We start from the raw sequence: 10,300 nt of genomic DNA, 5'->3' as shown, positions 1-10,300 counted from the left end.
AAGCTAAGATAAATAAACAGGGCGCAATGCTGCCCCCTGTTTATTGACTGTGCGAATACAGATTAGTTCGCGACGATATTCAGCAGCTTACCAGGCACGTAAATGACTTTACGGATGGTTTTGCCATCGGTGAATTTGGCTACGTTCTCATCGCTCAGACCTAACTGCTCGACGTGCTCTTTGCTCGCATCTGCGGCAACCGTGAGTTTTGCTCTCAGTTTACCGTTGACCTGAACCACGATCAGTTTCTCATCTTCAACCAGTGCTTGTTCGTCATAACCTGGCCAGCGGGCGGCATCCATATCCTGTTCACCCAGTGCCTGCCACATTTCAAAACTGATGTGCGGGGTAATTGGGTACAGCATGGCGACAACCGCTTTCAGCGCTTCATCCAGAATCGCACGATCCTGAACCGACTCTTGTGGCGCTTTGGCCAGTTTGTTCATCAGCTCCATGATCGCGGCAATGGCGGTGTTAAACGTCTGGCGACGGGCAATGTCGTCGGTCACTTTGGCGATGGTTTTATGTACATCGCGGCGCAGCGCTTTTTGCTCGGAGGAGAGTGCAGCGGCGTCTACCGCAGTGGCAGCCCCTTTCTCAGTGTGCTCTTTAACCAGTTTCCAGACCCGTTTCAGGAAGCGGTTTGCCCCTTCAACGCCCGATTCCTGCCACTCCAGGGTCATGTCTGCCGGAGAGGCAAACATCATAAACAAGCGAACCGTATCGGCACCGTATTTGTCGACCATTTCTTGTGGGTCAATGCCGTTATTCTTCGACTTGGACATTTTGATCATGCCCGAGTGTTCAACGCTGCGACCAAGGTTATCCACCGCTGTTGCGATGCGGCCTTTGCTGTCGCGCTCAACTGTTACGTCGGTTGGTGCAACCCACTCTTTGGTGCCTTTGTCATTGGTATGGAAGAAGGCATCTGCCAGTACCATGCCCTGACACAGCAGTTGCTTATACGGCTCATCGGAAGTGACATAACCGGCATCACGCAGCAGTTTGTGGAAGAAGCGTGAGTATAGCAGGTGCATACAGGCGTGCTCAATACCACCGATGTATTGATCGACCGGCAGCCAGTAGTTGGCCTGCTCAGAATCGACGATATCATTGGCTTGTGGCGAACAGTAACGGGCGTAATACCAGGAAGACTCCATGAAGGTGTCGAAGGTGTCGGTTTCACGCAGGGCAGGCTCGCCGTTAAAGGTGGTTTTCGCCCACTCTTTATCCGCTTTAATCGGGCTGGTCACGCCATCCATTACCACGTCTTCTGGCAGAATTACAGGCAGTTGATCTGCCGGAACCGGGTGAACTTCGCCATCTTCAGTGGTGACCATAGGGATTGGCGCGCCCCAGTATCGCTGACGGGAAACCCCCCAGTCGCGCAGACGGAAGTTTACAGTAGTCTTGCCTTTGCCCTGTGCTTCCAGTTTGGCCGCGATGGCTTCAAAAGCGGGTTTGAATTCCAGTCCGTCGAATTCGCCGGAATCGAACAGGATGCCTTTTTCAGTGTATGCGGCTTCGGAGATATCCAGCTCGCTGCCGTCGGCAGGCTTAATGACCGGCACGATATCCAGACCGTATTTGGTGGCAAACTCGTAGTCGCGCTGGTCGTGGGCCGGAACGGCCATAACCGCACCGGTACCGTAATCCATCAGGACGAAGTTAGCGACGTAAATCGGCACTTCACGGCCGTTGAGTGGGTGGATGGCGGTCAGACCGGTCGCCATACCTTTTTTCTCCATCGTGGCCAGTTCCGCTTCCGCCACTTTGTTGTTCTTACATTCGTCGATAAATGCTGCAAGCTCTGGGTTGTTCTCTGCTGCTAATGCTGCAAGAGGATGGCCTGCTGCGATACCCACGTAAGTCACACCCATAAGCGTGTCAGGACGAGTTGTGTAAACTTCTAGATCTTGAGCTTGGTCTTTCACTTGGAACTTAAGCTCAACGCCTTCAGAGCGGCCAATCCAGTTGCGCTGCATGGTTTTGACCATTTCAGGCCAGCCATCCAGATTGTCTAAATCGTCCAACAGCTCCTGAGCATAAGCGGTGATCTTAATAAACCACTGCGGGATCTCTTTCTGTTCAACCGGTGTATCACAACGCCAGCAGCAGCCGTCTTCTACCTGTTCGTTAGCCAGTACGGTTTGGTCATTAGGACACCAGTTGACCGATGAGGTCTTTTTATAAACCAGGCCTTTATCGTACAGCTTGGTGAAAAACTCTTGTTCCCAACGGTAGTATTCCGGAGTACAAGTGGCGAATTCGCGATCCCAGTCGTAGCCAAAACCCAGCAATTTTAGCTGGTTTTTCATGTATTCAATATTTTCATAAGTCCAAGGAGCGGGGGCGGTGTTATTTTTTACCGCGGCGTTTTCCGCCGGCAGACCAAAGGCATCCCAACCGATTGGTTGCAGAACATTTTTACCTTGCAAGCGCTGGAAGCGGGAGACAACATCACCGATGGTGTAGTTGCGCACGTGACCCATGTGCAGTCGGCCACTTGGGTATGGGAACATGGATAGACAGTAGAATTTTTCTTTATTTGGGTCTTCACTTACAACAAAGGTCTTGTTGTTTTCCCAGTGCTGTTGAACTTTCTGTTCAATATCTTGCGGGTTGTATTGCTCTTGCATCGATGATATCCGGTTATCTTGGAATTTGTGAGTTCAGTTAGAACAGACTTTAATAGATCGCCATAGAATACCTAAAGCAACGGAGCACAACAATAGCAATCTGTGTCAAGGGAGGTCGCTATGCCAAAACGTAAAGAAGGTTATGAAGAGCTGTTGGAAGATGTCGTCGAAACGCTGAAACACAGCCCCGACGAAATTAATCGTGTTTTGGAAACTTCCGAGAAAGTGGTGGAAGCGGCCAATGACATGACCAAAGATGAGATGGCACTGATTTCGGCTTACGTGAAATCAGACCTGAAGGAGTTTGCGGAGAACTATGAGCAGTCTAAAAGCGGCCCCTTCTATGTGATGATTGCCGACTCCATCTGGCAAGGGTTGCTAGACATCACCGATCGAACCAAAGTGGAGTGGATGGAGCTGTTTTCTGATCTTGAACATCAGGGGTTGTATCAGGCCGGGGAAGTGATCGGGCTGGGTACCCTGGTGTGTGATGAGTGCGGTCATCAAACCCAATATACCCACCCTACGGTCATCATACCTTGTATCAAGTGTGGTCATACCGGTTTCAGCCGTAAACCACTCAAACCCTGAACAAGTATTGGTATTTAGCGAAGGCATTCGGCGCGAGTGACAAGCGCCGAATGCCTCTTTTGACTTGGTCTGGACGGCTAGTGGCTAGGCCAGTTTTCGGCGAGAGAGCCATCCCGCGAACACCAGTGCCAATAATACCCATATGTAAAGCGGCCAGCGACCTACCATCAGGTAAGGTGTTTTGCCTTCGGTCGCGTATAACTCGGCGCGTAGCACCCCGGTAGTAAACTGAGGCAGCTGCTTGATAATGTTACCGCGGTGATCGGTTACCGCAGTGACGCCATTATTTGTCGAGCGAATCAGCGGTTTTCCCAGTTCCAGAGCCCGCAGGCGAGCAATTTCCATATGTTGCAACGGGCCGATAGAGCGGCCGAACCAGGCATCATTGGACAGGGTCAGAATAAAATCGGTCTGGTCGGTGACGTTGTCCCGCAACTGCTCGTTAAAAATGATCTCGTAGCAGAGCGCCGCGACCATATGCCGGCCATTAGCCACTACGTTGGGCTGAATATATTCACCGGCGGTAAACGAGGACATCGGCAAGTTGAAAAAGGGTGCCAGGTCACGCAGCCACTGCTCGAAAGGGACAAACTCACCAAATGGCAGCAGATGATACTTATGGTAACGTTGGGTGTAGTCCAGCTGGTACTCACCGTCAGGTGTGTTACCTACTGCCAGTACACTGTTGTAATACTGTTTGTCCGGCGACTGGTTCAATATCCCGGTGATCACGGCGCTGTCGTTATAACGGGCAGCTGAGTCCAGGTTGGTCAGGAAGGAGCTGATTTCAAACTCAAACGCCGGAACGGCCGCTTCTGGCCAGATAATAATATCAGCATCCCAATTGTCACGAGTCAGGTCGGTATACTTCATGATGGTGGGCCAGCGCTGGCTTGGTAGCCATTTCTGCGCCTGGGCAATATTGCCTTGTATCAGCGCCACCGAGGTTTTGTTGCTTTGGTCAACACTAACCCAATCAAACTGTTTCAAACCGAATCCGGTCGACAACAATACCGCCGGGATCAACAGCAGTGAAGGTTGGCGCCTGGATACAGCCAGGGCAATGGCGGCCGAAGCCAGCATCACGATTAGGGTGATCAGTTCCACACCAGCCAGCGGGGCAAAGTTTGCCAAAGGGGAGTCGATTTGGCTGTAACCTAGCCAGAGCCAGGGGAAGCCGGTCATTACCCAGCCTCGGGCCCAGTCGGTGAGCAGCCATAAGGCGGGCGCGGCGAGAAAATAGCGCCGGCGGCTTTCCGTTGGGAACAAACGGTTGAGCAGAGCACCAAAGATCGCCGGATAGATCGCCAGATAGCCGATCAGTAGCACCATCAACGCCAAGCTGGCCATTTTAGGCATACCGCCAAAGGTATCAATACTGACGTGTACCCAGCTGATTCCTGAGCCAAACAGGCCCATCCCCCAGCCATAGCCGATCCAGAAACCCCGTTTACCGCTCTGATTCGCCAGTAACAGCAGCAGTATGGCCGGACTGATGATGGCGAGTGGCCAGATGGCATAAGGTGCGAATGCAAACGTGGTACAGAGGCCCACCAGCGCGGCCAGAAGTGGCCGAGCTGTACGGGATAGCAAGCTTGATTTCATTGTATCGGAATCCCGGGACTGGGCTATATCACTATTCTTCGAGTATCTGAGGAAGGGGCTCTTCATCCGGTATGGTGACCTGCAATTGAACGACACGACGGTTATCAGCCGCGGTCACTTTAAATGAGTAACGATCGATTTCAACAATTTCACCTCGAGAGGGCAGGTGACCAAAAGCCGTCATCACTATCCCACCGATAGTATCAACATCATCGGCACTGAACTGAGTACCAAAGTTACTGTTGAAATCCGCGATAGTGGTCAGGGCTTTAACTGAGAAGGTATGTTTGCTCAGTTGGCGAATGTCTTGCTCTTCTTCGTCGTCAAATTCATCTTCGATTTCGCCGACGATCTCTTCCAGTATGTCTTCAATGGTCACCAGACCGGACACACCGCCAAATTCATCCACAACGATTGCCATGTGGTAGCGCTCTTCGCGGAACTCCTTAAGCAGACGGTCGACCCGTTTACTTTCCGGAACCACCACCGCCGGGCGGATAACTTGCTTGATATCAAACGGTTCGCTATCGGATCCAAGGTATTTGAGCAGATCTTTGGCGAGCAGAATACCTTCGACGTGGTCTTTATCTTCGCTGATGACCGGGTAACGGGAGTGCTGGGCATCGGTCATCAGGTGGATCAGCTGATCGAGGTCGTCATTGCGATCGACGGTAACGATCTGTGAGCGCGGGATCATGATATCCCGTACCCGTTTTTCTGATATTTCCATCACTCCTTCGAGCATGTCGCGGGTGTCATGGTCGATCAGATCATTGACTTCAGAGTCCCGGATAACCTCTACCAGTTCCTGGCGGTCTTTGGGGTCACCCTGAAAAAGTTGGCCAAGGCGTCCTAAAAAGGACTTTCTACTCGGACCTTCCGATTTTTCTTTCTCGCCTTTCGGCGCAGAGGGAGAATGATCGTCGTTCATTGTTTCTCTTTAAATTAATGCTATCAAATGTGTGATAGCTCACATCAAGCGCGGTATGACGGCGCTTACTCTTTTTCGGCGAGATAAGGGTCGTCAAACCCCATTTGCTGCATGATTTGCGTTTCGAGAGCTTCCATCTCTTCCGCTTCATCATCCTCTATATGATCATAACCTAGCAGATGTAAACTGCCATGTACAACCATATGCGCCCAATGGGCCAATAACGGCTTACCTTGTTCGCGGGCTTCCTGTTCAACCACCTGACGGCAGATCACCAGATCGCCAAGCAGATCCAGTTCAATCCCCTCGGGCGCCTCAAACGGGAAAGAGAGCACGTTGGTTGGCTTGTCTTTGCCGCGATAGTCATGATTGAGCTGCTGACTTTCTGCCTGATCGACGATTCTGATGGTAACTTCAGCTTGCGGCTGGAACGCGGTGACAGCCTGGGTCAGCCAGTGCTGAAAATCGCTCTCATCCGGCAAGCCGATGCTATCTTCGACCGCCAATTGCAAATCTAGTTCGATGCTCATTAACTTTTCGCCTCGGGACCGGTTTGAGAAACGCCAGCGGCAGAGGCAATGCTTTGTTTCTCTTCACGCTCTTCACGACGACGCTTTTCGTACTCTTTGCGTTCTTTGTGTTCCTGCGCTTCCCATTTCTCGTACGCGTTGACGATACGTGCAACCACTGGGTGACGAACAACGTCATCAGACTGGAAGAAGTTAAAACTGATTTCATCCACTTCATGCAGTACTTCGATGGCATGACGCAAGCCCGATTTGGCACCACGTGGCAAGTCGATCTGGGTCACGTCACCGGTAATGACGGCGCGGGAGTTGAAGCCGATGCGGGTCAGGAACATCTTCATCTGTTCGACGGTGGTGTTCTGACTTTCATCCAGAATGATAAAAGCGTCATTCAGGGTACGTCCGCGCATGTAGGCCAGCGGTGCAACCTCAATCACGTTACGTTCAATCAGTTTTTCAACCCGTTCAAAACCGAGCATTTCAAACAGGGCGTCGTACAGCGGACGCAGGTAAGGGTCGACTTTCTGGCTCAGGTCACCTGGCAGAAAGCCCAGTTTTTCACCGGCCTCTACCGCTGGGCGGGTGAGCAGAATACGGCGGATTTCCTGACGTTCCAGGGCATCAACTGCAGCCGCGACTGCCAGATAGGTCTTACCGGTACCGGCCGGGCCGACACCAAAGCTGATGTCATGGGTGACCATATTGACCAGGTATTGAGCCTGGTTCGGTGTCCGTGGTTTGATTACGCCTTTTTTCGTCTTGATAAAGACTTCTTTACCGTGCTCGATAGCCGATTCAGTGTTCTGCTCCAGTACGCCGGATTCTTTAATGGCGAGGTGGATCATTTCTGGTTCGATATCGGCGATTTGGCCGCGAACCGGGGCAGTCTCGACATACAGGGTTTTGATAATGTCCAGTGCCGCCGCTGAGGTGTGAGGTTTACCTACGATGGTAAAAAAGTTGCCACGGTAGCTGATCTCTACCCCTAACCGGCGTTCAAGATGTTTGATATTGTCGTCGAAAGGGCCGCACAGGCTGGCCAGGCGGTGATTGTCGGAAGGTTCCAGGTGGATTTCCAGAGTTACGATTTTATTGCTCAATGTAGCCTCTCATTGTTGCCATCTTTGAGAGCCCGATTGGGACCGGGCTCCCTATGGCTATTATACGAGTCTAGGGCGTGAAAGTGGCAACACCCAACTCATCTTCACGGCGTGTTTTCTCGATCATTTCTGACGGAGAAGTCACGATCCGCAGGTCCATGTCTTGTTCGGTACGAATCAGCTCACCACGCAGAGAGTTCGGGAAGACATCGACGATTTTTACGTCGACGAATTGACCGATCAGCTCGGCAGAGCCTTCGAAATTAACAACCCGGTTGTTTTCGGTACGACCACGCAGTTCCATCAGGTTTTTCTTCGATGGACCTTCAACCAGAATACGCTGTTCGCTGTCCAACATCTGGCGTGAATAACGCATTGCCTGGCTGTTGATCTGTTGCTGCAGTTCGTACAGGCGCTCTTTCTTCACCTTTTCGCTCAGATCGCACGGGTAGTCTGCAGCCGGCGTGCCTGGGCGTGGTGAGAAAATAAAGCTGAAGCTCATGTCAAAATCGACATCGCGGATCAACTTCATGGTGTCTTGAAAATCTTGGTCAGATTCGCCAGGGAAACCAACGATAAAGTCTGAGCTGATCTGAATATCCGGACGCGCCTTGCGTAGCTTGCGGATGATCGATTTGTACTCAATCGCGGTGTGCGGGCGCTTCATCATGGTCAGGATGCGATCGCTGCCGCTCTGTACCGGCAGATGCAGGAAGCTCACCAGCTCGGGAGTATCTTCGTATACCGCGATAATATCGTCAGTAAATTCCAGCGGGTGGCTGGTAGTAAAGCGAATGCGGTCAATACCGTCAATCGACGCCACCAGGCGCAGCAGCTCGGCAAAAGAGCAGATTTCACCATCGTGGGTCGGGCCGCGATAGGCGTTAACGTTCTGACCAAGCAGGTTAACTTCACGTACGCCTTGCTCTGCCAGTTGTGCTACTTCAAACAGCACGTCGTCCATCGGACGGCTGACTTCTTCACCTCGAGTGTAAGGCACCACGCAGTAAGTGCAGTATTTTGAGCAACCTTCCATGATGGAAACAAAGGCGGTCGCCCCTTCTGCGCGCGGTTCCGGCAGGCGATCGAATTTTTCGATTTCCGGGAATGAAATATCCATCACCGGTCCGTGATCGGACTGAGACTGCTTGATCATTTCAGGCAGACGATGCAGGGTTTGCGGGCCGAAAATAACGTCGACAAACGGTGCTCGTTCACGGATGTGGTCGCCTTCCTGGGTGGCGACACAGCCACCAACACCGATTACCACACCCGGCTTGGCATCTTTGAGGGTTTTCCAGCGACCCAGCTGGTGAAACACTTTCTCTTGTGCTTTTTCGCGAATTGAACAGGTGTTAAGTAATAATACATCTGCTTCCTCTGGTTCTTCCGTCAGCTCATAGCCGTTGGCTGCATTCAGCAAATCGGCCATTTTGGATGAATCGTATTCGTTCATCTGGCAGCCCCAGGTTTTAATTAGCAGTTTCTTACTCATCTCACTTTCGCTCGTACAGTTGTTCTTAAATCAGCTGAGCTATTGCTCATATTATAGCCGCCATCGCGGCGGTAAGCGGCGTATTGTACTGCTTTAAAAACCAACTGACCAGTGATCTCACAAAAATCTAGCAAGCGTTGATATTGCTGGTTTTAGTCCACAAACCGGATAAGGTTTTGTGGTTACTTTTTGTGGCTGAATCCGTACAATAACTCTCTGCTCTGTCAACAAATTATAAAGTACATAATATGAACAGTTTTGATATTGCCGTTGTCGGCGGCGGCATGGTCGGTGCGGCCGTAGCGATCGGTTTTGCCAAACAGGGCCGAACGGTGGCCTTAATAGAAGCTAACGCGCCTCAACCGTTTGAAGCCAAGCAGCCGATGGATTTGCGCGTTTCGGCTATTTCAGCCAATTCAGTATCATTACTGCAACAGCTTGGCGCCTGGTCTGCCATCAGTGAAATGCGGGTCTGTCCGTATCGCCGGCTGGAAACCTGGGAGCACCCCGAGTGTCGAACCCGATTTGATGCTGACAGCATGCAGTTGGAACAGTTGGGCTATATTGTTGAAAACCGAATTATTCAGTTGGGCTTGTGGCAGCAGTTCCAACACTATCCGCAGCTGAAACGGTTCTGCCCTGATTCGCTCCAGTCGCTCAATTTATCCGGACAGCCGGTGCTGAAGCTGGCGTCTGGTGAACAGTTAACCGCCCGTTGGGTGGTGGGGGCTGATGGCGCCAATTCGCAAGTTCGCCAGTTTGCCGACATCGGAGTGACCGCCTGGGATTATCGTCAGCACTGCATGTTGATCAACGTCGCGACAGAGCGACCACAGCAGGATATCACCTGGCAGCAGTTTACCCCGCATGGCCCTCGCTCCATGTTGCCACTGTGCGGTCACCAGGCCTCACTGGTCTGGTACGATGCGCCAAAACGTATTCAGCAGCTTTGTGCGATGCCGGCGCAGCAGCTGCGCCTGGAAGTGTTGGAACATTTCCCCACTGAACTGGGCGATATCCAGGTACTCAGTCAGGGAGCCTTCCCTTTAACCAGGCGTCACGCCCAGCGATACTCGGCAAATAGCTGTGTGCTGGTGGGGGATGCCGCGCATACGATAAATCCGTTAGCCGGACAGGGCGTGAACCTTGGCTTTAAAGATGTCGCTGCACTTTTGGAGGTCAGTGAACAGGGGGAACTGGATGAAAAATCCTTGCGCCAGTATGAGTGCCGCCGCCGGCCAGATAACCTGCTGATGCAAACCGGCATGGACGTGTTCTATAAAACGTTCAGTAACGATGTTACGCCGCTGAAAATGCTGCGTAATGCGGCATTAAAACTGGCCGAACATTCCGGGCCGCTTAAGCAGAAGGTGCTGCGTTATGCGCTGGGTTTGTAACTGAGCGGACTTATA

At 51.9% G+C, this 10,300-nt stretch carries 8 protein-coding genes; 2 read left to right on the top strand and 6 right to left on the bottom strand.

The genetic code is table 11. The features are described from left to right. Window positions 1-62: 62 nt before the first annotated feature. On the bottom strand, window positions 63-2,639 hold the full coding sequence (gene leuS / locus ACQY6F_RS03070) for a leucine--tRNA ligase (protein ID WP_428772107.1): 2,577 nt from the start codon (window positions 2,637-2,639) through the stop codon (window positions 63-65). 120 nt (window positions 2,640-2,759) lie between these two features. Here leuS and ACQY6F_RS03065 point away from each other — a divergent pair, with 120 nt between their 5' ends. After that, a complete protein-coding gene (locus ACQY6F_RS03065; RefSeq protein WP_428772106.1) occupies window positions 2,760-3,230 on the top strand; it encodes a zinc ribbon-containing protein in 471 nt (156 codons plus the stop codon). An 84-nt stretch (window positions 3,231-3,314) separates the two neighbouring features. Here ACQY6F_RS03065 and lnt read toward each other — a convergent pair whose 3' ends face one another. From lnt to miaB, 5 genes are all read right to left on the bottom strand, one after another. Continuing rightward, window positions 3,315-4,835: an apolipoprotein N-acyltransferase gene (gene lnt / locus ACQY6F_RS03060; protein WP_428772105.1), complete on the bottom strand. Its 1,521-nt coding sequence runs from the start codon at window positions 4,833-4,835 to the stop codon at window positions 3,315-3,317. Window positions 4,836-4,866: 31 nt separating this feature from the next. Further along, window positions 4,867-5,766: a CNNM family magnesium/cobalt transport protein CorC gene (gene corC, locus ACQY6F_RS03055; protein ID WP_428772104.1), complete on the bottom strand. Its 900-nt coding sequence runs from the start codon at window positions 5,764-5,766 to the stop codon at window positions 4,867-4,869. A gap of 65 nt (window positions 5,767-5,831) precedes the next feature. After that, window positions 5,832-6,296, bottom strand: a complete 465-nt coding sequence (gene ybeY, locus ACQY6F_RS03050; protein ID WP_428772103.1) for an rRNA maturation RNase YbeY — start codon at window positions 6,294-6,296, stop codon at window positions 5,832-5,834. Further along, the gene (locus ACQY6F_RS03045) at window positions 6,296-7,393 is read right to left on the bottom strand and encodes a PhoH family protein (protein ID WP_428772102.1); all 1,098 of its coding nucleotides are present in this window, start codon (window positions 7,391-7,393) and stop codon (window positions 6,296-6,298) included. Before ACQY6F_RS03045 ends, ybeY begins: the two co-directional genes overlap by 1 nt. Window positions 7,394-7,463: 70 nt before the next feature. Further along, window positions 7,464-8,888, bottom strand: coding sequence for a tRNA (N6-isopentenyl adenosine(37)-C2)-methylthiotransferase MiaB (gene miaB, locus ACQY6F_RS03040; RefSeq protein WP_428772101.1), 1,425 nt, complete (start codon window positions 8,886-8,888; stop codon window positions 7,464-7,466). 248 nt (window positions 8,889-9,136) lie between these two features. Between miaB and ACQY6F_RS03035 the strand changes: the two genes are divergently transcribed. Next, window positions 9,137-10,285: a 2-octaprenyl-3-methyl-6-methoxy-1,4-benzoquinol hydroxylase gene (locus tag ACQY6F_RS03035; RefSeq protein ID WP_428772100.1), complete on the top strand. Its 1,149-nt coding sequence runs from the start codon at window positions 9,137-9,139 to the stop codon at window positions 10,283-10,285. The last annotated feature ends 15 nt before the right edge of the window (window positions 10,286-10,300 follow it).

Source organism: Vibrio sp. (assembly GCF_050299255.1).
In the GTDB taxonomy this organism is placed as follows: Bacteria; Pseudomonadota; Gammaproteobacteria; order Enterobacterales; family Vibrionaceae; genus Vibrio.
Note: the sequence above shows the minus strand (reverse complement) of the source record. Positions and strands in the feature narration are given on the sequence as shown.